The 20,907-nt window shown below is 55.6% G+C and carries 17 protein-coding genes; 10 read left to right on the top strand and 7 right to left on the bottom strand.

The window, feature by feature from the left end; all coding sequences use genetic code 11:
* Window positions 1–8: 8 nt before the first annotated feature.
* Window positions 9–1,079, bottom strand: coding sequence for a 7-bladed beta-propeller protein YncE (gene yncE, locus NHG65_RS19155; protein ID WP_489844100.1), 1,071 nt, complete (start codon window positions 1,077–1,079; stop codon window positions 9–11).
* 395 nt (window positions 1,080–1,474) lie between these two features.
* Here yncE and NHG65_RS19150 point away from each other — a divergent pair, with 395 nt between their 5' ends.
* Window positions 1,475–3,514 carry a TonB-dependent receptor domain-containing protein gene (locus NHG65_RS19150; protein ID WP_499182549.1) on the top strand — a complete coding sequence of 680 codons (2,040 nt, stop codon included), beginning with the start codon at window positions 1,475–1,477 and terminating at the stop codon, window positions 3,512–3,514.
* A gap of 238 nt (window positions 3,515–3,752) precedes the next feature.
* Complete coding sequence (gene ypfM, locus NHG65_RS19145; protein WP_112349006.1) at window positions 3,753–3,812, top strand: protein YpfM; 60 nt, start codon at window positions 3,753–3,755, stop codon at window positions 3,810–3,812.
* 120 nt (window positions 3,813–3,932) lie between these two features.
* Here the strand turns inward: ypfM and acrD are convergent, their stop codons facing one another.
* Window positions 3,933–7,070 (bottom strand): multidrug efflux RND transporter permease AcrD, encoded by a 3,138-nt coding sequence (acrD, locus tag NHG65_RS19140; protein WP_499182548.1) that lies wholly within the window; start codon window positions 7,068–7,070, stop codon window positions 3,933–3,935.
* 281 nt (window positions 7,071–7,351) lie between these two features.
* Between acrD and NHG65_RS19135 the strand changes: the two genes are divergently transcribed.
* Complete coding sequence (locus NHG65_RS19135; RefSeq protein WP_099062557.1) at window positions 7,352–7,630, top strand: winged helix-turn-helix domain-containing protein; 279 nt, start codon at window positions 7,352–7,354, stop codon at window positions 7,628–7,630.
* A gap of 26 nt (window positions 7,631–7,656) precedes the next feature.
* Here NHG65_RS19135 and narL read toward each other — a convergent pair whose 3' ends face one another.
* Complete coding sequence (gene narL / locus NHG65_RS19130) at window positions 7,657–8,289, bottom strand: two-component system response regulator NarL (RefSeq protein WP_085118079.1); 633 nt, start codon at window positions 8,287–8,289, stop codon at window positions 7,657–7,659.
* Between the two features lie 161 nt (window positions 8,290–8,450).
* Window positions 8,451–10,133, bottom strand: a complete 1,683-nt coding sequence (gene narQ / locus NHG65_RS19125) for a nitrate/nitrite two-component system sensor histidine kinase NarQ (RefSeq protein WP_099062556.1) — start codon at window positions 10,131–10,133, stop codon at window positions 8,451–8,453.
* A 419-nt stretch (window positions 10,134–10,552) separates the two neighbouring features.
* Between narQ and napF the strand changes: the two genes are divergently transcribed.
* The 6 genes from napF to nudK all read left to right on the top strand — a co-directional run bounded on the left by napF (window position 10,553) and on the right by nudK (window position 15,630).
* Window positions 10,553–11,050: a ferredoxin-type protein NapF gene (napF, locus tag NHG65_RS19120; protein ID WP_099062555.1), complete on the top strand. Its 498-nt coding sequence runs from the start codon at window positions 10,553–10,555 to the stop codon at window positions 11,048–11,050.
* A complete protein-coding gene (gene napD / locus NHG65_RS19115; RefSeq protein ID WP_176980464.1) occupies window positions 11,040–11,306 on the top strand; it encodes a chaperone NapD in 267 nt (88 codons plus the stop codon). The genes napF and napD overlap by 11 nt, the downstream gene beginning before the upstream one ends.
* Window positions 11,303–13,789 carry a nitrate reductase catalytic subunit NapA gene (gene napA / locus NHG65_RS19110; RefSeq protein WP_099062553.1) on the top strand — a complete coding sequence of 829 codons (2,487 nt, stop codon included), beginning with the start codon at window positions 11,303–11,305 and terminating at the stop codon, window positions 13,787–13,789. The genes napD and napA overlap by 4 nt, the downstream gene beginning before the upstream one ends.
* A 55-nt stretch (window positions 13,790–13,844) precedes the next feature.
* Window positions 13,845–14,294 carry a nitrate reductase cytochrome c-type subunit gene (napB, locus tag NHG65_RS19105; protein WP_099062552.1) on the top strand — a complete coding sequence of 150 codons (450 nt, stop codon included), beginning with the start codon at window positions 13,845–13,847 and terminating at the stop codon, window positions 14,292–14,294.
* An 11-nt stretch (window positions 14,295–14,305) separates the two neighbouring features.
* On the top strand, window positions 14,306–14,923 hold the full coding sequence (gene napC / locus NHG65_RS19100) for a cytochrome c-type protein NapC (RefSeq protein WP_085118070.1): 618 nt from the start codon (window positions 14,306–14,308) through the stop codon (window positions 14,921–14,923).
* A gap of 131 nt (window positions 14,924–15,054) precedes the next feature.
* The gene (gene nudK, locus NHG65_RS19095; RefSeq protein WP_099062551.1) at window positions 15,055–15,630 is read left to right on the top strand and encodes a GDP-mannose pyrophosphatase NudK; all 576 of its coding nucleotides are present in this window, start codon (window positions 15,055–15,057) and stop codon (window positions 15,628–15,630) included.
* A 68-nt stretch (window positions 15,631–15,698) separates the two neighbouring features.
* On the opposite strand, the gene tkt is transcribed toward nudK, so the two are convergent.
* The 3 genes from tkt to cbp21 form a co-directional block, all read right to left on the bottom strand.
* On the bottom strand, window positions 15,699–17,693 hold the full coding sequence (gene tkt, locus NHG65_RS19090) for a transketolase (RefSeq protein ID WP_261427924.1): 1,995 nt from the start codon (window positions 17,691–17,693) through the stop codon (window positions 15,699–15,701).
* An 18-nt stretch (window positions 17,694–17,711) separates the two neighbouring features.
* Complete coding sequence (gene tal, locus NHG65_RS19085) at window positions 17,712–18,662, bottom strand: transaldolase (protein WP_099063618.1); 951 nt, start codon at window positions 18,660–18,662, stop codon at window positions 17,712–17,714.
* A gap of 296 nt (window positions 18,663–18,958) precedes the next feature.
* Window positions 18,959–19,552, bottom strand: a complete 594-nt coding sequence (gene cbp21 / locus NHG65_RS19080; protein ID WP_499182547.1) for a chitin-binding protein/chitosanase CBP21 — start codon at window positions 19,550–19,552, stop codon at window positions 18,959–18,961.
* A gap of 405 nt (window positions 19,553–19,957) precedes the next feature.
* On the opposite strand from cbp21, the gene NHG65_RS19075 reads away from it, so the two are divergent.
* Window positions 19,958–20,899, top strand: a complete 942-nt coding sequence (locus NHG65_RS19075) for a LysR family transcriptional regulator (RefSeq protein WP_099063620.1) — start codon at window positions 19,958–19,960, stop codon at window positions 20,897–20,899.
* Window positions 20,900–20,907 lie beyond the last annotated feature (8 nt).

Genomic DNA, 20,907 nt, shown 5'->3' with positions numbered 1-20,907 from the left:
GACCTGCCTCACAATCCGCCGAGATTAATCTTGAGCAGATAGTCCTGCTTTTTCTCCATCTCTTCCTTGGATTGCTTGATGCTGGCGAAGAGGGTATTGCCATCGGCAGAAAGCGCCAGGCTGTTAGGCAAAGCGTGGGTGGCGATGCTGTTTTTGACCTGGTAGCTGTTGCTGTCAACGATGCTGATGCGTTTGGCCTCGCGGTGAGTGATGTAGATCTCGCTGCGTGCCGGATTGAACAGCACCGCCAGTGAGTTGATCACGTCAATCTGGTGCAGGATTTTGCCGCTGTTGACATCGACTACCAGCACGTTAGGCAGGTCGGGGTCGGTGAGGAAGGCGCGACCGGTTTTGCTGTCCAGGCTGATGTTAAGGAAGAAGTGTTTCTTGGCGGGTTCGACCACCAGGCGATTGAGGATCTGGTGGCTGTTGGCGTCCAGGGTAATCAGTTCGCCGCCGCCATTAACACAGTAGATGCGGCCACGTTCGGTATCCAGGGCAAGGCCGGTAGGGTATTCGCCGACGTCGTTCAGGGTGGCAATTTTTTCCCGCTTGGCGGTATCGATCACCCACAGCACGCCTTTCTTGGACGTGCCAGAGACATACAAACGCTGATTTTTCTTATCAAGCACCATTTCACGCGTCGGGACGAACTGGTCTTCTTTCATGCTTTCACTGAGCTGGATGGTCGCGAGTTCTTTACCGCTCTGGGTATCGATCATGGTTACTGAACCGTCCACGGTGTTGCCGATGTACAGGACATGCCGTTCTTCATCCAGCGCGGTGGCGAAGGCACGACGTTGGGTGACGATTTTCCCATCTGTAGCCAGCGTGGCCGGATTGATACGGTAAACAATCCCGCTGTTTTTTCCTTTGGCGAATGAAGGCGTAGAAGCGGCAAACAAGGTGCTGTTTTGTCCATCAAATGCCAACTCATACAGGCCGTATCCCACCGGTTTGGCCTGGAAATGGCTTTCTGGCAGCTCAGCGGCCAGCGTTGAACAAGACAGCAGCAGCATGGCGGAGGTCAGTGCGCTGAAAGAGAAACCTTTGCCTGGGGTGAACAGGTGCAACTTCATATACATTCCTTTACATCAGTTTACGATTTAAGGATGCTAATGATATTGATAATTAATATCAATATCATTTAGTTAATCATATGAAGATATGTATTTTTCTTATTGAAAAATAAGTAAATATTTAAAATAACCCCATGATATGTCCGCATTGCGCGATCTTGTTCCCCGCGATTTTTATTGTTGTAATAATTTTCATTTCGTTTTAATGCGAATGATTATCCGCTATATTCGCCGTCAATCGTGAAGAATTGTAAATAAAAATACCATCAGCAGCGGTTATCCGCTGGCGTACAGAGCGAGTTGGCTAAGGCCATTGATCTCCTGCTGCGTCAGCCATTTTTGGACGCTTTGCGGGCTACATCACCTATCGGAAACCGGTTTTATTAGGAATGGTTATGAGTGTTAAACAATACATGGGAAAACGCAGCGTAATGGCCAAAGCGATGGCTCTGGCATTGATTATTGCCCCTCAGGCTTACGCGCAGGAAGGGGAGGCAGAACAGAAAAATAACGCCTCCCAGGAAGACCAACTGGTGGTCACCGCCTCCGGATTCAAGCAGAACAAGAAATACGCCCCGGCCAGCATTTCGGTAATCGATCACAAGGCGCTCGAGAAGCAGAACAGCCGCGATGTGGCCGAAGCGGTTCAGGATATTTCGGGGGTGTCTGTCAGCAACGGTGCCGGCACTGAGGTGTCCGGCGACGTCATGATCCGCGGTATGGACTCTAGTTACACCTCGTTCATGGTCAACAGCATTAAGCAGAATACCGGCGAATCCCGTCCCTATGGCCAGAATGTTGGCACCGAAGCCGGCTTTTTACCGCCGTTGGCGGCCATCGATCGTATTGAGGTGATCCGCGGCCCGATGTCATCGCTGTACGGCTCGGACTCCATCGGCGGCGTGGTCAACGTCATCACCAAAAAACCGTTTGGCGTACGGGAATGGATGGGCTCGATTGCCGCAAACAGTTTCCTGCAACAGCATCAGGAGTTCGGTAATACCCAACAGACCAACCTGTTCCTGATGGGGCCGCTGATACCCGATGTTCTGGGGCTCAGCCTGTCGGCGGATTACCTCGATCGCCGTGAGGACGAAAAACCCAACTCGTTCAGCAAGAACAACAAAAAGTCGCTCGACATGACGTTCGGTTTTGCCGCCAATGAGACCAACCTGTTCGACCTGAACCTGGTGAAAGGGGAGAAAAAACGCAGCCGGACGGAGAAAGGCGGTGGCACCCCTTGGGGCTGGGACTTTGATCGTGACGCCCTGAGCCTGACCCACTCGGGTTGGTATGCGGAAGATAGCATCGCCACCACCAGCTATTTTCAATACGAAAAAGGCGAATCAACCTTCCACACCAGCACGTTGGCACCACAGCATATCCAGACCGAGAATTACGTGCTGAATAGCCAGGCCAAGCTAAGCCTGGGTGAGCACAACCTGACCCTCGGCGCCAACTACAGCCGTGAAACGCTGAATGACGATTTCTATGCCGACAACAAACGGGCGCCGGGCATCGATCCCGTCACCAAAATCTCGCGCGACGGCTGGGCGCTGTTCGCCGAAGGGCAGTGGAACATTGATGACTTCTCGCTGACCACCTCGGCGCGTATGGACCGGGACAATTACTTTGGCACCCACATTAGCCCGAAACTTTACGGCAACTGGATCCTCGATTCAGCCTGGGCACTGAAGGGCGGCGTCTCTTCCGGCTATAAAAAACCGTCGCTGCGGGAAAACTCCGATCAATTCATTACGCCGCGTGGCAGCAACCCGCCTTATCCCTATCTGTCGGTGGGCAACAGCGAGTTGAAGCCGGAAACCAGCCTGAATACCGAACTGGGGCTGTACTGGAACAACAATCGCGATCTCTCCTTTGACGGCACGGTGTTTTATACCGACTTCAAGGACAAGATCGCGGAGGTGAATATCTGTGAGGCGAGTGCCAACCATCCCTGCGTGGTTAACGGTTATAACGCCGAATCGATCGATAAGTATTTCAATATTGGCAAGGCCAATGTTTACGGTGTCGAACTTAACGCAGACTGGCAGGCGACAGACAGTCTGAATCTTAGCGCCAACTACACCTTCAACAAGAGCGAGCAGAAAAACGGCGTCAATAAGGGCTATGCGCTAAATGACTTCCCAAAACACATGGCTAACTTATCCGCCAAGTGGGCTGCGGCATCGGCGCTGGACGTCTGGTCCAAGGTCAATTATCGCAGCCGCAACGAGGAGACCGGCGACCATACCCGCTACGGTGCTTACGCCTTGCTGGATGCCGGGGTGATTTACCACTTCGACAAGCACACCCAGGTGATGGCGGGCGTGTATAACATTTTCGATAGCGCGCCAAAACGCACCACCAGTTGGGGGGAATATCCGCAGCTGGAGGGCCGTCGTTATAACCTCGGCTTGCGCGTCGATTTCTAAGTTTTGCTGAGTCAATAGCCCGGCCGTTTGCTAACAGCGGCCGGGTTAGATCTTTTCTGCGTTGGCTTGGACGGATTAAGATCGGAAGGGAATAGCCGGGATTATCGATTGATCAGATAAATACGAAAATGTGCACTATCCCCGGTTTTCGCGGCTGGCATCGTTCCCAACCCCCTTCACTTGCTCAAAAAACAGGCGTAGAATTCGCTTCGTCTATTAATTGAGGTTGTAAATTATTATGGTTGATCGTGAGTTAGGAAACTGGAAAGACTTCATCGAAGAGATGTTGGGTAACTGACACTGCGTTGAGGCTGAAAACAAGGTTGGTTGATTTGTCGGTAATTGAAGCACCTTGGGAACGAGACTCTCGTTCGAGATAAAGCAGCATTGGTTTCCCGACGCTGCTTTTTTTTGCCTGTTATTCCGCGCTGTCTTGCGGCTTGGCGGTTCTCGAAGGTTTGCCCGGGAAGCGGCGACGGACCAGCACAAAGAACAGCGGTACGAAGAATATCGCCAGCAGGGTAGCGGAAATCATGCCGCCCATTACGCCGGTGCCCACCGCATGCTGGCTGCCTGAGCCGGCACCGCTGCTGATGGTCATCGGCAGTACACCGAAGATAAAGGCCAGTGAGGTCATCAGAATTGGCCGCAGACGCATGCGCGAGGCTTCCAGCGTTGCCGACATCAAATCCTGGCCTTTTTGATTCAGCTCGTTGGCGAACTCGACGATCAAAATGGCGTTTTTCGCCGACAGCCCAATGATGGTCAGCATCCCCACCTGGAAGTACACGTCATTCTCCAGCCCACGCAGCCAGGTCGCGGCCACGGCACCAATCAGCCCTAGGGGCACCACCAGCATCACCGAGAACGGAATCGACCAGCTCTCATACAGCGCCGCCAGGCACAGGAACACCACCAGCAGCGAGATGGCGTACAGCGCCGGTGCCTGGGAACCGGACAGGCGTTCCTGATAGGACATGGCGGTCCATTCCAGGCCGAAACCGGTCGGTAACTGGCTGACAATTTTCTCCATTTCGATCATTGCCGTACCGCTGCTGACGCCTTCAGCTGCCTCACCAACAATCTCCAGCGCCGAGCTGCCGTTATAACGCTCCAGACGTGGGGAACCGTACTCCCAATGGGAGGTGGCGAAAGCGGTGAACGGCACCATGCCGCCCGCGCTGTTACGCACGAACCATTTATCGATGTCGCCAGGCAACATGCGGAACGGCGCGGCAGCCTGCACATAAACTTTTTTCACCCGACCACGGTCGACGAAGTCGTTGACGTAGGTTGAACCCCAGGCGGTCGACAGCGTGTTGTTGATGTCATCGATAGAAACCCCCAGCGCCTGAGCCTTGCGTTGGTCAATATCAATCTGCAATTGCGGGCTGTCATCCAGACCATTGTGGCGTACCCGGGACAGCAGTGGATTGGCGGCGGCCAGTTGCAGCAGTTGATCGCGCGCTGCCATCAGTTTTTCGTGACCCAGCCCGGCATGATCTTCCAGTTCCATATCGAAACCGGAGGAGTTACCCAGCCCGGTGATCGCCGGTGGGCTGCTGGCAATCACCCGCGCCTCGTTAATCTTGTTAAATTCGTGGGTGGCGCGATTGATGATATCGAAAGAGCTGTTGGCACCCGAGGTGCGCAGATCCCAGTCTTTCAACCGAATAAACATACGCGCCACGTTTTGCCCGTTACCGCCAGGCCCGGCGCCGATGGTGGAAAACACCGACAGCACGTCCTGCTTCTCTTTGGTCAGGAAGTATTGCTCAACTTTTTCCACCACCTTGGTGGTCTGCTGCTGGGTCGATCCCGGCGGCAACTGCACCTGTACGGTGAACACTCCACGGTCTTCCTGCGGCAGGAACGAGGTTGGCAGCTTGATAAACAGCAACGCCATGCCCCCCAGCAGCAGCAGGTAAATCACCATATAGCGGGTGCTTGCGTGCAGAACCCGTGCCACACCGCGCTCGTAGCGATCGGCGTTGCGGTTGAACATGCGGTTAAACCAGCCGAAGAAGCCGCGTTTGCCGTGATGGTGACCTTTGGCGATCGGTTTGAGCAGGGTCGCGCACAGGGCAGGGGTCAGGATCATCGCCACCAGCACGGACAGCACCATGGCAGAAACAATGGTGATCGAGAACTGGCGGTAGATGGCACCGGTGGTGCCGCCGAAGAACGCCATCGGGATAAACACCGCCGACAGCACCATGGCGATACCGACCAACGCACTCTGGATCTGCCCCATGGACTTTCGTGTGGCATCCCGGGGCGACAGGCCTTCTTCGCTCATCACACGTTCGACGTTTTCCACCACCACGATGGCGTCATCCACCAGCAGCCCGATGGCCAGCACCATGGCGAACATGGTCAGGGTATTGATACTGAATCCGCAGGCCGAAAGAATGGCAAAGGTGCCCATCAGCACTACCGGCACGGCAATGGTCGGGATCAGGGTGGCGCGGAAGTTCTGCAGGAACAGATACATCACCAGGAACACCAGTAAAATGGCTTCCAGCAGGGTTTTTACCACGTCTTTGATTGAGGCTTTAACGAACGGAGTCGTCTCGTAGGCGACCTTCGCCTCCAGCCCGTGCGGGAAATACTGTGACAGCTCGGCAATTTTGTCTTTCACCAACTGGTCGGTTTGCAGTTCGTTGGCACCGGAGGCCAGCTTGATGTTCATGCCAGCGGCTTGCATGCCGTTATAGCGGCTGAGATAGTCATAGTTCTCGCCGCCCAGCTCGATGGTGGAAACATCACCCAATGTCACCAGTGAACCGTCCTGGTTGACCCGCAGGGTGATTTGTTTGAACTGTTCCGGCGTTTGTAGCTGAGACTGGGCGTTGATGGTGGCGTTGAGTGCCTGTTTATCCACGGACGGTGTGCCGCCGAGCTGACCAACCGCCACCTGGGCGTTCTGTGATTTGATCGCGGTAACCACGTCCTGGGTGGTGAGCTGGTAGCTGTTGAGCTTGTTGGCATCGAGCCAGATGCGCATGGCATATTGCGAACCGTAAACGTCCATGCTGCCCACGCCGTTGATGCGGCTGAGTGGATCCTGCAGGTTGGAAACGATGTAATCGGCAATGTCCTGCTTGTCCATGCTGCCGTCGGTGGAGACAAAGGCCACCATCATCAGCGTGGTGTCGCCGGATTTCGACACCGTCACGCCCTGGGTTTGCACGGCCTGTGGCAGTCGCTTAATCGCCGCCTGCAGCTGGTTTTGCACCTGCTGCATCGCCTCGTTGGGATCGGTGCCGGCCTCAAAGGTCAGCGTTACCGTGGCACGCCCGGTGTTGGTACTCTGCGACGACATGTACATCATGTTGTCCAGACCGGTCATGTTCTGTTCGATAATCTGGGTGACGGTGTTTTCCAGCGTTTGCGCCGAGGCTCCGGGGTAGTTGGCACTAATGCGCACGTTCGGCGGTGCCAGGTTCGGGTACTGTTCTACCGGTAAGGAAGAAATCGCCAAGGCGCCGGTCAGGCAAAGAATAATTGCCAGAACCCAGGCGAAAATCGGGCGATCAATAAAAAAATTGGCCATGCAGCGCGAACCTCGTTATGACTTGTTCTATCTTTAAGACGCATCGGAATTGCGTTTATCAGCGGCTGGGAAGGATTCCGGCGCTTATGCACTTTACTCGGGTAGGGGGAGTAAAGCGTGGAGAAAAAAAGGAGATAATGTAAATAACGGTAGTAGAAACCTGCAATGGTGCTGCTATTGCTGTTAATTACGCCATTAAGACAAATTTATTACTATCAAGGGCCTGACCGATCAGGGTTCACGGGAAATCATCAGGACTCATATTAATGCAGGAGCAAGGCATGGAAATTAACCCGGTATTTGCCCGTCGTCTTTATCTGTGCTGGCTGATCAGCCACAGCGAACGGCCCAATGTTCCACGTTTGATGGAGTTGACCGGCTGGCCGCGCCGTACTCTGCAAGACGTGTTGAAAGCCTTGCCAGGCCTGGGGGTGGAGCTGCAGTTTGTTCAGCAGGGCGTACGTAATAACGACGGTTTCTACCAGTTGGAAAACTGGGGGCCGATCAACAAGGGCTGGGTTAACCAGCACCATCAGACGCTGCTCGCCGCGATTGAATAAAGCCTCCCCGGCGTGCCGGGGAAGTATTAATGACTCTTGTGCTCCAGATACATCACCGTGGCCGCCACGCGTGAACGCACGTCCAGCTTGCGTAGCATGTTGCGGATATGCACTTTTACCGTCTCTTCAGAAATGTGCAATTGCGCCGCTACCTGTTTATTGGACAGGCCGCGCGCCACTTCCTGTAACACGTCCAGCTCGCGTTCGGTCAGTTCGGCAAAGGGATCGTGCTGTTCGCTGCGGGATGAAAGATAGTCCGCCACCGCGTCGCTGATCACGTTCTGTCCTTCCGCCGCCGCGCGAATGTGTTCCAGCAACTGTTCCGGTTCACTGTCTTTCAGCAGGTAGCCGTCGGCACCGGCGTCGATCAACGCATACACGTCGTTGCGTGAGTCTGACACCGTCAGCACGATGATGCGGGCATCCACGCCTTCATTGCGCAGCGCTTTCAGCGTGTCCAGACCGGATAAACCTTTCATATTCAGATCGAGCAGAATGACGTCCGGCGCGTGTTGCAGCGCAAGCGTAATGGCTTCGTTACCATTACTGGCTTCGGCCAGCACGGTAAACAGCGGATCCAGCCCCAGCAGTTGTTTGATGCCGCGGCGCATCAGCGGGTGGTCGTCGACGATCATCACTCGGTAATTCTTCATCACCATGAAATATGCTCCCTGTAGCGAGTAAAGCCACTCAAACGCGCTGTGCAGCACGCTTCACAGTGGGACAGACTCTTATAAAATAGTGGCAATTAGCGCCCCGGACATCCTGAAATGACCGTTAGACTTCGCTAAACCGTAACGAAGGGTGAACAGTCCTGATTTTATGGCGGGAATGTCAGACGGACTTCCGTGCCGTCCGGCTCACCCCGCTGGATGCGCAGCGTTCCTCCCAGTCGCGCAGCGCGTTCGCTCATGATGGTCAGGCCATAGTGGCCTTCAGGTTCATTCAGGCTGGCAATGCCGCAGCCGTCGTCAGCAATGCTGATACTGTTATCCCCCTCGGCCGTCATTTCGCAGCGAATCACGATTTCCTGTGCTCCGGCATGTTTGATGGCGTTGAGCACCGCTTCGCGCACAATCTGCAGCGCATGCACCTGCTGCTGGGCATTGAGCGCCTGGGAAGAAAGCCGACAGTGTAACTGAATCCGTGCGTCGGTAAGAACCTTTAATGGCGCCAGCAACTGCTGCAGCGCGGTGTTCAAATCGGCCTCCTGAATGTTGAGGCGAAAGGTGGTCAGCAACTCGCGCAACTGACGATAGGCATCGGCCAGCGCCTGGTCAAAATCGGTAATGATCTCTTGGGCTTCAGGGGCACTGCCCGCCAGTTTGCGCTTGAGCAGGGTTAACTGAATACGCAGGAATGACAGGGCCTGTGCCAGAGAATCGTGCAGCTCCCGGGCGATGGTGGCGCGTTCTTCCATCAGCAAGAATTGCATATGCTGTTTCTGCGCCCGGTTAAAATAAACCCCTCGACTCAGCATGTTGGCCACGCTTTGCATCAGATGTGGGTGTGGCGGATGATCCTGATGCTGCCAGCTCAGTTCACCCAGCGGTTTGTCGCCCTGGATGATGGTCAACGATTGCCACGCCAGCGTCGGCGAAGGGCTACCGCTGCGCAATTGCCATTCGCTGAGGTTGTCCGCCACGTTTAGCCGAATGCAGTGCAAATCTTCGCTTTGGCGCACGATATGCAGGATCTGTTCGAATGCCTGCTGGTCTATCTGCCGCACGCTCAACGCTTGCGAGCAGTTGTACAGCACCTCCAGCGTCTTGTTCGCCTGTTGCAGCCGCTGGGTTTTTAACTGCACTTTCTGCTCCAGCGAGTTATATAACTTGGCCAGATCGCCCGACATGGCGGTAAAGGCCTGCGACAGTACCCCGAGTTCATTCGGCAGGGCGGTATCCAGCGGCGGGTGGTTAAAGTCCCGCTGTTGCACGCGCTGGCTGGCATCTACCAGGTGTTTCAGCGGTGCCACGACCTGACGGCGCATAAAACGGATGCAAAACAGCACCAGGCCGATAATGGCGATAAAGCCCAGCACGCTGATGGCCGCCACGATGGTCAGTTTCAGCTCGGAATAACGCTGTAACGCCAACACAAAATGGTCAATCTGGTTAACATAGCCGGCGATATTGGCCTGATAGTCGGTCGACTGGCCGGCTCGGATCTGCTGCGCCAGCGGTTGCCAGGCATGCTGCAGCGACAGGTACTTTTCCCGCACCTCCTCAGGCACGTAAAAACGGTCCAGCTTTTGTAATGCCGGGGCCTGCAGCGATTGCTGATACTGCAACAGGTGCTGCTCCAGCTCCGGAGCCGGGCGGGTGAGATCGTAGGCCAGTCGGTAGCTCTGCATGCGCAGTGAACCGGCAATGTTGACCGCTTCGGCGTCGCGCAGGCTGTCAGCAACGGTGGTCAGCGCCAGCCCGGTGGAGAGCACGGACAAAATTACAATGCAAAACAGCGCCTTGGCCAGGCTGCTGGTCACTGAACGTTTAACAAGCAATCATGCATCCTTTTCTGGTGGGCGATGAGCATCGCCGGGTTTCATTCGAAAGCAAAATTATAAGTTTTGCAACTAAAATGCACTGCGTTTTGCATTAAGTTGGTCTGCATCACCACAAAATTCAGACGCTATATAATCAACTAGATAGCGTCTGACTGGCGTTCCTGCGGCCGATAACCCATTGAGAGCGGAAATAGATTGATCTGGCGCAAGCTACCCCCGCATTTACCCCTTTAGGGTAATTATATACCCCCAGCGATCCCCTTATCTTACCCCCGTCTTTCTCAGGGTTTATTCCTGTCGTCTTTCACGTTATGGCGGCAACGGGAAATTCCCTGGCAATGACTACAATAACAATACAAAAACAGGTTTTATTTATTACGCGCGATGGCGTGTTTGCAATGTCGAGGAAAAACCGTATGACCGTATTGTCACGGCGCAAACTGCTCGGTGGACAATGGCGTCAGCCAACCGCAGCGATCCGCCCCCCGTGGTCGCTGCAAGAATCCCTTTTTATTGCCGGTTGCACTCGCTGCCAGGCCTGCGTTCGCGCCTGCGAAACCGGGGTGCTGATCGGCGGCAGCGGCGGTTTTCCCGAAATTGATTTTCAGCGAGCGGAATGCACGTTTTGCGGGCTCTGCGTACAGGCCTGCGAAGAACCGCTATTTCGCCCGTTGGCAGAAACCCCTTGGCGGCAACATGCGGTATTCGGTAGCGCCTGTCTGGCGCAGCGGGGCGTGGAATGTCGCAGTTGCCAGGATAGCTGTGAGACTCAGGCGATCCGCTTTCGGCCACGTCTGGGCGAAATGGCACAACCGACGCTGGATATCGCGGCCTGCAATGGCTGTGGCGCCTGTGTCGCCGGTTGTCCGGCCGACGCCGTCACCTTAACCCGGAGCGAAAATAATAATGAATAGCGAATGGCACGTCAGCGGGCTGGTAGTGCAGGCGCGACCGGAAAAAATTCCACGACTGATAACGGCCTTGCTGGCGATAACGGACACGGAAATCCCGGCGCAGGATCCGCAGCACGGCAAGCTGGTGGTAGTGATGCAGGCGGCTTGTTCTCATCAGCTGCTGGAAAAAATTGAGTCGGTACGCAATCTGGATGGCGTGCTGGCGGTATCGCTGGTTTATCACCAGCAGGACACTCAAGGTGAGGTAACGCCATGAAACTCAGTCGTCGAGACTTCATGAAAGCAAACGCCGCGGTAGCCGCTGCGGCAGCCGCCGGGCTGACTATTCCTACGGTGGCGCAGGCAGTGGCCGGCAGCGCTGACTCTATCAAATGGGACAAAGCGCCCTGTCGTTTCTGCGGTACCGGCTGCGGCGTGCTGGTTGGCACCCAGAATGGCCGCATTGTGGCCTCACAGGGTGATCCGGATGCGGCGGTCAACCGTGGGTTGAGCTGCATCAAAGGCTACTTCCTGCCAAAAATCATGTACGGCAAAGATCGTCTGACTCAGCCACTGCTGCGCATGAAAGACGGCCAGTACCACAAAGAAGGCGAGTTCACGCCGGTCAGCTGGCAGCAGGCGTTCGACATCATGGCCGAAAAGTTCAAGCAGGCCCTGAAAGAGAAGGGCCCAGACGCGGTTGGCATGTTCGGCTCCGGCCAGTGGACGGTGTGGGAAGGCTATGCCGCCGCCAAACTGCTGAAAGCCGGCCTGCGCTCCAATAACCTGGATCCGAACGCTCGGCACTGTATGGCTTCCGCGGTGGTGGGCTTTATGCGCACCTTCGGCATGGACGAACCTATGGGCTGCTATGACGATATCGAGCAGGCCGACGCCTTCGTGTTGTGGGGCTCCAACATGGCGGAAATGCACCCGATCCTGTGGTCGCGCATTACCGATCGCCGCCTGAGCAACGAGAAAGTCAACGTATCGGTACTGTCGACCTTTGAGCATCGCAGCTTCGAGCTGGCGGATAACGGCATGGTGTTCACGCCGCAGACCGATCTGGCGATCATGAACTATATCGCCAATTACATCATTCAAAACAACGCGGTGGATCAGGACTTCCTGAATCGACACGTTAACTTCCGCCGTGGGGCGACGGATATCGGCTACGGCCTGCGTCCGACTGACCCACTGGAAAAAGCGGCGAAAAACCCGGGCAGCGACGCTTCGGATCCGATGAGCTTCGAGGAATACAAGACCTTCGTGGCGGAATACACGTTGGAAAAAACGGCGAAAATGAGCGGCGTGCCGGAAGACCAACTGGAAGCGCTGGCCAAGCTGTATGCCGATCCGAATATCAAGGTTGTGTCGTACTGGACCATGGGCTTTAACCAGCACACGCGCGGCGTGTGGGCCAATAACCTGTGTTACAACCTGCACCTGTTAACCGGCAAGATCTCCAAACCGGGCTGTGGACCTTTCTCGCTGACCGGCCAGCCTTCCGCCTGCGGTACCGCGCGTGAAGTGGGGACTTTTGCTCACCGTCTGCCGGCCGACATGGTGGTCACCAACGAAAAGCACCGCCAGACAGCTGAACAGAAATGGCAACTGCCGGCCGGCACCATCCCGGCTAAAGTCGGGCTGCATGCGGTAGCGCAAGACCGCGCGCTGAAAGACGGCACGCTGAACGCCTACTGGGTGATGTGCAACAACAACATGCAGGCCGGGCCGAACATCAATGAAGACCGTATGCCGGGCTGGCGCGATGCGCGCAACTTTGTGGTGGTGTCGGATCCTTACCCGACCGTCAGCGCCCTGGCTGCCGATCTGATCCTGCCGACCGCTATGTGGGTGGAGAAAGAGGGCGCTTACGGCAATGCGGAGCGCCGCACCCAGTTCTGGCGTCAGCAGGTGAAAGCGCCGGGCGAGGCCAAATCTGACCTGTGGCAACTGGTGGAGTTCTCCAAGCGCTTTAAGGTAGAAGAAGTGTGGCCGGAGGAACTGCTGGCACAGAAACCGGAATATCGCGGCAAAACGCTGTACGACGTGCTGTTTGCCAATGGTGAGGTCAACAAATACCCGCTGACCGAAATCCCGGCGGACCAGTTGAACGACGAGGCGCGCGACTTCGGTTTCTATCTGCAAAAAGGGCTGTTTGAAGAATATGCCGGTTTTGGGCGCGGTCATGGTCACGATCTGGCGCCGTTTGATAGCTACCATCAGGCTCGCGGTCTGCGCTGGCCGGTGGTGGAAGGCAAAGAGACGCTGTGGCGTTATCGCGAAGGTACCGATCCTTATGTGAAAGCCGGGGAAGAAGTGCGTTTCTACGGCAAACCGGACGGCAAGGCGGTGATCTTCGCACTGCCGTTCGAACCTGCGGCGGAAAGCCCGGATAGCGAATACGACCTTTGGTTATCCACCGGTCGGGTGCTGGAGCATTGGCATACCGGTTCGATGACCCGCCGGGTGCCGGAGTTGCATCGGGCCTTCCCGGAAGCGGTGCTGTTTATTCATCCGCTGGACGCCAAAAGCCGCAACCTGCGCCGTGGCGAGAAGGTCAAGGTGCTGTCGCGCCGTGGCGAATTGATCAGCACGGTCGAAACCCGTGGCCGTAACCGTCCGCCAAGAGGACTGGTGTATATGCCGTTCTTTGATGCGGCGCAGCTGGTGAACAACCTGACGCTGGATGCTACCGATCCGCTTTCCAAGGAAGTCGACTTCAAGAAATGTGCGGTGAAGTTGCAGAAGGTATGAGGCGGACGAATTGCACGATGAACACCCCATTTTATTACCCGGGAGCCAAATAAAAATGAAAAGCCCTGTTGTGAAAAAGACGCTTGCCCTGTGGGTTACCTTGTTATCGCTGGCCTTCGCCGGTCTGGCGTTTGCTGCTGGTGATGTCGATCTCAGTAAGTCCCCGGAAGTGTCCGGGACTGTCAGCGGGCCGATCTCGATGCCGAAACAGCAGGAACGGATGGCGCTGAACTACGTCAATCAGCCACCGATGATCCCGCACAGCGTCGATGGCTATCAGATCAGCAAGAACACCAACCGCTGCCTGCAGTGCCACGGCGTGGAACATTACCGTACCACCGGTGCGCCGCGTATCAGTCCGACGCATTTTATGGACCGGGACGGCAAGGTGCTGAGTGAAGTCGCACCGCGTCGTTATTTCTGTCTGCAGTGTCACGTACCGCAAACCGACGCGGCGCCGATTGTCGGCAATGATTTCCAGCCCATGCCGGGCTTTGGGCACTAAGCGGGGGAGCTATGAGCGAAGACCAACACACCACCACTGAAAAAAAGCCCGGTCGGCTGCTGCGGTTATGGCGCTGGTGGCGCAGGCCTAGTCGGCTGGCGCTGGGTACGCTGTTGTTGCTGGGCTTTGGTGCCGGCATCATCTTCTGGGGCGGTTTCAATACCGGCATGGAGGCGGCGAATACCGAGCAGTTCTGCATCGGCTGTCATGAAATGCGCGAAAACGTCTATGAGGAATACATGGGCACGGTGCATTACAACAACCGCAGCGGCGTGCGCGCTACCTGTCCGGATTGTCACGTGCCCCATGAGTGGGGGCCGAAAATGCTGCGTAAGATCAAAGCCAGCAAAGAGTTGTATGCCAAAGCATTCGGTTTGATCGACACGCCACAGAAATTTGATCAGCACCGGCTGGCGATGGCGAGCAACGAATGGGCCCGCATGAAGGCCAATGACTCGCAAGAGTGTCGCAACTGCCATAATTTTGAATATATGGACTTTACCGCGCAGAAAACCGTGGCGGCGAAGATGCACGACAAGGCGATAACCGAAGGAAAAACCTGTATCGATTGCCACAAGGGGATCGCCCACAAGCTGCCGGATATGCGCGACGTGCCTAACGGCTTCTAAATGCTTTCGGTGGTAAAAACCCCGTAGTTCTTGATGAGCTGCGGGGTTTTTTGTTGCAAATCCTTTGTCACTTCGGCGCTTAATCGCGGTATCATTTTTGCGTTTCAGCTAACGGAAAAGAAGAAGGGTTCATGTCAGCGAAAATTGAGAATGTGAAAAAAGAGCTGTTGTCGAATAACTGGTATGTGTTGCACAAATACACTTTTGATCTGAAGCGCAAGGATGGCGGTTCTGTTCAGCAGATGCGTGAAGTCTACGATCGCGGTAACGGCGCAACCATTTTGTTGTATAACCGCGCCAAGGGCACGGTGGTGCTGACCAACCAATTCCGTATGCCGACCTACGTTAACGGCAACGACAGCGGCATGCTGCTGGAGGCCTGTGCGGGCCTGCTGGATGCTGACTCACCGGAGCAGTGCGCGCGCCGTGAAGCGGTGGAAGAAACCGGTTTTCAGGTTGGCGAGGTGAAGAAGATTTTCGAAGCCTACATGTCACCGGGCGGCGTGACCGAGATCATTCATTTCTTTATTGCCGAGTACCATGACGATGAGCGTCGTGCAGCCGGCGGCGGTATCGAAGACGAAGACATTGAAGTGGTGGAACTGCCGTTCACCGAGGCGGTGGCGATGATCGCCGACGGGCGGATGAAAGACGGCAAGACCATTATGCTGCTGCAGTACCTGCAAATTCATCGGATTATGGAATAAAAAACCCGGCATTGCCGGGTTTTCGTCATCATGTTCAGGGCGCAGCATGCGGCGCCCCTACTTACGGCTTACTTCAGCAGTGCCTGCGCCTTGGCCACCACGTTTTCCACGGTGAAACCAAACTCTTTGAACAGCTGCTCCGCCGGGGCAGACTCGCCGAAGCTGGTCATGCCCACGATGGCGCCGTTCAGGCCCACATACTTGTACCAGTAGTCTGCGATACCCGCTTCCACGGCCACACGGGCGCTTACCGCCGCCGGCAGCACGGATTCACGGTAGGCCGCATCCTGCTTGTCGAATGCGTCGGTAGACGGCATGGAGACCACGCGCACCTTGGTGCCCGCTGCGGTCAGCTGGTCTGCCGCTTCCACGGTGATGCCCACTTCCGAACCGGTGGCAATCAGGATCACGTCCGGCGTACCGGCACAATCCTTCAGCACGTAACCGCCACGGTAGGCGTTAGCCAGTTGCTCTGCGGTACGTGGCTGCTGGGTCAGGTTCTGACGCGAGAAAATCAGCGTGGTCGGGCCGTCGTTGCGCTCGATGCCGTACTGCCAGGCAATCGCCGATTCCACCTGGTCACACGGACGCCAGGTGCTCATGTTCGGGGTCACGCGCAGGCTGGCAATCTGCTCAACCGGCTGGTGCGTCGGGCCGTCTTCGCCCAGACCGATGGAGTCATGGGTGTAGACAAACACGTTGCGGATTTTCATCAGCGCCGCCATACGCACCGCATTACGGGCGTACTCCACGAACATCAGGAAGGTCGCCGAGTACGGCAGGAAGCCGCCGTGCAGCGCGATGCCGTTGGTGATGGCGGTCATGCCGAACTCGCGCACGCCGTAGTGGATGTAGTTACCCGCCAGGTCTTCATTCAGCGGCTTGGAGCCGGACCATAGGGTCAGGTTGCTCGGTGCCAGGTCAGCGGAGCCGCCGAGGAATTCAGGCAGCACCTTGCCGAAGGTTTCCAGCGCGTTCTGCGAGGCCTTGCGGCTGGCGATGTTGGCCGGGTTGGCCTGCAGTTTTTCAACGAAGGCTTTGGCGTCAGCTTTCCAGTTGGCCGGCAGTTCACCGTTCACACGGCGTTTGAACTCGGCAGCCAGTTCCGGGAAGGCTTTGGCGTAGGCGGCGAACTTGTCGTTCCAGGCCGCTTCTTTGGCTTTACCGGCTTCTTTGGCGTCCCACTGGGCATAGATGTCCTGCGGGATTTCGAAGGCGGCGTATTTCCAGCCCAGGGCTTCACGGGTGGCAGCCACTTCGGCGGCACCCAGTGCCGCGCCGTGCACGTCGTGGGTACCGGCCTTGTTCGGGGAACCAAAACCAATCACGGTTTTGCACATCAGCAGCGACGGCTTGTCGGTGACCTTGCGGGCTTCTTCAATCGCGGCCTTGATGGCGTCCGGGTTGTGACCGTCAACGTGACGCACCACGTGCCAGCCGTAAGCTTCAAAGCGCTCGGCGGTATCGTCGGTGAACCAGCCTTCGACGTGACCGTCAATGGAGATGCCGTTGTCATCGTAGAACGCGGTCAGTTTGCCGAGCTTGAGGGTACCGGCCAGTGAACAGACTTCGTGGGAGATGCCTTCCATCATGCAGCCGTCGCCCATAAAGGCGTAGGTGTGGTGGTCGACCACGTCATGGCCAGGGCGGTTGAACTGCGCGCCCAGGGTACGTTCGGCAATGGCGAAACCGACGGCGTTGGCGATGCCCTGACCCAGTGGGCCGGTGGTGGTTTCCACGCCCGGGGTGTAGCCGTATTCCGGGTGACCCGGGGTTTTGGAGTGCAGCTGGCGGAAGTTTTCCAGCTCGCTCATCGGCAGGTCGTAACCGGTGAGGTGCAACAGGCTGTAAATCAGCATGGAGCCGTGGCCGTTGGAAAGGACGAAGCGGTCACGGTCAGCCCAGTGCGGGTTGGTCGGGTTGTGGTTCATGTAGTCACGCCACAGGACTTCGGCGATGTCCGCCATGCCCATAGGTGCACCCGGGTGGCCGGAATTTGCTTTTTGTACGGCGTCCATGCTGAGTGCGCGGATGGCGTTGGCGAGTTCTTTACGAGCAGACATTACGGGACTCCAGAGTGATTACAGTTCAGCGGCCAGCATGTCTTCCAGCTTTTGCTGGTCAACGGCGAACAGACGGATACCTTCGGCCAGTTTTTCAACCGCCATGGCATCTTGATTGTGCTGCCAACGGAATTCGGCCTCGGCCAGCGGGGCAGGTTGATGGAAACCTTCGGTAGATGGCGTCAGTTTGCGTTCTACCGGTTGATCGCTTTGCTTGAGCTGTTCCAGCAGGTTCGGTGCGATAGTCAGGCGATCGCAGCCGGCCAGCGCCAGAATTTGCTCTACCTTGCGGAAGCTGGCACCCATGATCACCGTCTGATAACGGTGCTGCTTGTAGTATTCATAAATGCTGCGGACTGATTCCACGCCCGGATCCTGCTCGGCGTTATAGTCAGCGGACGGCTGTTTGGCCTGATACCAGTCATAGATACGGCCAACGAAAGGTGAAATCAGGAACACCCCGGCTTCGGCACAGGCGCGGGCCTGGGCGAAAGAGAACAGCAGTGTCAGGTTGGTGTTGATACCTTCTCTTTCCAGCTCCTCGGCGGCTTTGATGCCTTCCCAGGTAGAAGCCAGTTTGATCAGAATGCGCGACTTATCAATGCCCTGTTGCTGATACAGGCCAATCAGTTTACGCGCCTTGGCCACGCACATACCGCGGTCGAAGGACAGGCGGGCGTCCACTTCGGTGGAGATGCGGCCCGGGACGCTTTTCAGAATTTCGACGCCGATGTTGACCGCCAGTTTGTCGCAGGCGTTAATCAGTTGGGTTTCTTTGCTGCCGCCTTGCTGACGGGCATAGCTCAGGGCTTCGAGGATCAGTGGCTTATATTGAGGCAGTGCAGCGGCCTTCAGGATCAGGGAAGGGTTGGTGGTGGCATCTTGCGGTTCGAACTGGCGGATCGATTCGATATCGCCACTGTCGGCCACAACCGTAGTTAGCTGCTTGAGTGCGTCTAATTGATTCATTTATAAGCTCCTTGACCTAACGTCAATGTAGGAAATGAGAACGTTTTCCATCGTAGGCTGAACACACTGCATCAGAAGCCCGAAGATTAAAATGCGCTTTTTCTGATTGTTGCAATGGACAAGAACGATGGATCCTCTCAAAAGCCAGGCGGACTGCGGCTTTGCGTCGATTGTTCGACAGCGGGAAGCCGAATTTAGCCTGAGGGGAACAATAAGAAACATGCGCTGCGACGATCTATAAAGCAATAAAAAAGGGTTCAGCACCCGGCTGAACCCTGTGGTATTCCCCCTCCTTATTATTTAGTCAAATTAACGTCAATCGCCTGATAGAAGGCATTGGCCGTGTCTGCTACATCCCACACGGCAAGGATCACGTGCGAACCGCTACGGTCTGCCGGTATGTTGCACTGGTGGGTGACCTGTGCGGCAGGGATTGCACCGCCGTCGTTCTGTTGGCAGAACGGTGTGAGGTCAAACGACGCACGGGTCAGCGGTTGTGAAGCATCCCAGTTTGGCTTGGTAATGAAATAACGCCAGCTGGTGGTGCTGTGACGAGCCGTCAATGTCCAGGTGAAGGAATTAGGCCCGGTGTGCAGGTTGATCTTGTTCCAGCGGGTCGGCGTTTGCTGATCCAGCTCGAAGAAGGTGGTTTTGTCGGCGCTGGCGATATGCCCATCCGCTGGACCGGCCTGCGGGAAGCCTTTCAGCCCTTCAACGCTTTGCGGTTCGTATTGCACGCTGCCGCACTGGGTATTGAGCTGCAGTTTGCACTGGTAGGAGCGGCTGGCCGGTGTTTCGACATAGCCGTGGGCGGCAGCCTGTTGTGAGACGCCGAACAGTGCAGCACTCAAAAGACCAAGGGACATAAGGGTACGGGAAGTCGTGTTCATAAGTCACTCCTGACTGAAGTTGTTTTGTAAGTTGGGTTTATTTCACCGGTGAAATGAGAGGTTATTAACGAAATTAAAAACATCATTCTTGGCGGCTTGTTTTATTTTTACTCTTAGTCTCGCTCGTCAGGATGGAATGTTTTATAGGCTATTAACTAAAATTATTATGATGATTGTCTTTTGTTTTCTGGTTGAATTTATTTAAACGCTGCTGTCTAAAAAATCGGCGTCATGATGAATTTTATTTAAAGGATTGATGAATAGTCTTTCAGATGACGTTCTCCGATATGGAGTATATTGCTTGTGGTTTGACTTACTCTTGTGTGACTTGAACGACTTTTACGCGCCAACCACTTGGGAATTTAGTGTCAATTTTTTCTTATTTTATTTCAAAGAGGAATTTGTATGACTAGATTATCCCTGGATGCGATTAAAATAATCAGCACCATCAAAAGTACCGGCTCTTTCTCAATGGCGGCGGAGGCATTGCATAAAACCCCGTCGGCAATCTCTTATCGGGTTTCCAATATTGAAAGTAAACTCTGCGTGAAACTTTTTCACCGTAATGGCCCGATGATTACCCTGACAGATGAAGGGGAGTTCCTGTTGCAAGAGGGCGGCTGGATTTTAAATGCGGTGCAGGATCTGGAGAGTAGGGTAAGAAACATCCCGAAACTCGATAATAATATCCGCATCGTCGTCGATAATTTCTTTCCGTTGGAAACTATCACCCAGGATATCCGCGACTATATTGGGCACAGTCCGAATGCCAACATTTCCGTACAGCGTGAAGCGCTGAATGGCACCTGGGATGCCCTGAAGAACAACCGAGCCGATTTGATTATCGCCATCGGCCAGATCCCGGACAGCGTACAGGCCAAGACTCTGATGCTCGGCAAGCTGAATTTTGTGCTGTGCGTTTCACCTTCGCATCCCTTTGCGGCGCAGAAAAAGCCGGTGGATAAAAACCAGCGGTTAAACGATATCGTGGTGGTGATTGCCGACAGCAGCCACGAGCTGCCCAAGCGTAACCACGGCACCATGCCGTTGCAGCGCCAACTGGTGGTGTGCGACGTCGAAAGTAAGCTGGCGTTGTTGAAGCGCGGCATTGGCCACGGTTTCCTGCCACCGGCACTGATAGAAAAAGAGCTGGCGAGCGGTGAACTGGTGACGGTGCCGGTTGATATGCAAAAAGGTGACGAAATGATTTGGCTGGCCTGGCATCCGGCCAGCAAGGGGGCCGGGTTTACCTGGTGGCATGAGCGGCTGACGCGCAAAAGCGACGTATTTAGCCTGATGGGGCGTGAAGTGATACGTGACGGGGGTTACCCTTGGTGTAACAACTGAGGGAGTAG

Source organism: Serratia myotis (assembly GCF_027474885.1).
GTDB lineage: Bacteria > Pseudomonadota > Gammaproteobacteria > Enterobacterales > Enterobacteriaceae > Serratia > Serratia proteamaculans.
This window is presented reverse-complemented; position numbering and strand designations above follow the sequence as displayed.

What these genes read in the sequence shown, in the direction of transcription:
- yncE (WP_489844100.1), bottom strand. Translation starts at nt 1,079, where the DNA reads ATGAAGTTGCACCTGTTCACCCCAGGCAAAGGTTTCTCTTTCAGCGCA.
- NHG65_RS19150 (WP_499182549.1), top strand. Translation starts at nt 1,475, where the DNA reads ATGAGTGTTAAACAATACATGGGAAAACGCAGCGTAATGGCCAAAGCG.
- acrD (WP_499182548.1), bottom strand. Translation starts at nt 7,070, where the DNA reads ATGGCCAATTTTTTTATTGATCGCCCGATTTTCGCCTGGGTTCTGGCA.
- NHG65_RS19135 (WP_099062557.1), top strand. Translation starts at nt 7,352, where the DNA reads ATGGAAATTAACCCGGTATTTGCCCGTCGTCTTTATCTGTGCTGGCTG.
- narL (WP_085118079.1), bottom strand. Translation starts at nt 8,289, where the DNA reads ATGGTGATGAAGAATTACCGAGTGATGATCGTCGACGACCACCCGCTG.
- napF (WP_099062555.1), top strand. Translation starts at nt 10,553, where the DNA reads ATGACCGTATTGTCACGGCGCAAACTGCTCGGTGGACAATGGCGTCAG.
- napA (WP_099062553.1), top strand. Translation starts at nt 11,303, where the DNA reads ATGAAACTCAGTCGTCGAGACTTCATGAAAGCAAACGCCGCGGTAGCC.
- napB (WP_099062552.1), top strand. Translation starts at nt 13,845, where the DNA reads ATGAAAAGCCCTGTTGTGAAAAAGACGCTTGCCCTGTGGGTTACCTTG.
- napC (WP_085118070.1), top strand. Translation starts at nt 14,306, where the DNA reads ATGAGCGAAGACCAACACACCACCACTGAAAAAAAGCCCGGTCGGCTG.
- nudK (WP_099062551.1), top strand. Translation starts at nt 15,055, where the DNA reads ATGTCAGCGAAAATTGAGAATGTGAAAAAAGAGCTGTTGTCGAATAAC.
- tkt (WP_261427924.1), bottom strand. Translation starts at nt 17,693, where the DNA reads ATGTCTGCTCGTAAAGAACTCGCCAACGCCATCCGCGCACTCAGCATG.
- tal (WP_099063618.1), bottom strand. Translation starts at nt 18,662, where the DNA reads ATGAATCAATTAGACGCACTCAAGCAGCTAACTACGGTTGTGGCCGAC.
- cbp21 (WP_499182547.1), bottom strand. Translation starts at nt 19,552, where the DNA reads ATGAACACGACTTCCCGTACCCTTATGTCCCTTGGTCTTTTGAGTGCT.
- NHG65_RS19075 (WP_099063620.1), top strand. Translation starts at nt 19,958, where the DNA reads ATGACTAGATTATCCCTGGATGCGATTAAAATAATCAGCACCATCAAA.